We start from the raw sequence: 516 nt of genomic DNA, 5'->3' as shown, positions 1-516 counted from the left end.
GCCCGAAGCGGAGCCGCAGCCCGAGACCGTTTCCGTGAGGCCCGATGCCGAGCCGGCGCGGCCGGTCTCACCCTGGGTGGTGGCACCGGTATCGGGCGCCGTCGCCGCAGCCCTGGTGATCGGGGTCGGCTGGTTGCTCGGCTGGCCCGCGGTGCAGCCATCGTCCGCGCCGCTGCCCAGTGCCGCAACGATCGACGAGCTCGGCACGCGTGTCAGCGCGCTGGAATCGAAAGCCAGCAGGCCCGTCGCGGCGGTGGCCGATCCTGCGGCAACGGCGCGGCTCGACGCGCTCGACAAATCGATCGCTGCGCTGCGCACCGAGCTCGCCGCAACGCGCGCGCAATCCGACAAGCTTGCCGCCGCCGTCAACGACGCGAAGGCCGCGCCGCGCGATGGTGCGGCTGCGCCCGATATCTCCGGCATCACGGCGCGCATCGACAAGGTCGAAGGCGCGGTGCAGGCGCAGGGCGCCGCGATCGCCAAGCAGGACAGCAAGATCGCCGACACCAAGGCCGA

1 pseudogene is annotated in these 516 nt (G+C 72.7%); it reads left to right on the top strand.

What is annotated here, in order from left to right:
• Positions 1–516: pseudogene (locus B2W55_RS18160) on the top strand (hypothetical protein); the annotation flags it as partial.

Source organism: Bradyrhizobium sp. UBA2491, assembly GCF_002341725.1.
In the GTDB taxonomy this organism is placed as follows: domain Bacteria; phylum Pseudomonadota; class Alphaproteobacteria; order Rhizobiales; family Xanthobacteraceae; genus Bradyrhizobium.
This window is presented reverse-complemented; position numbering and strand designations above follow the sequence as displayed.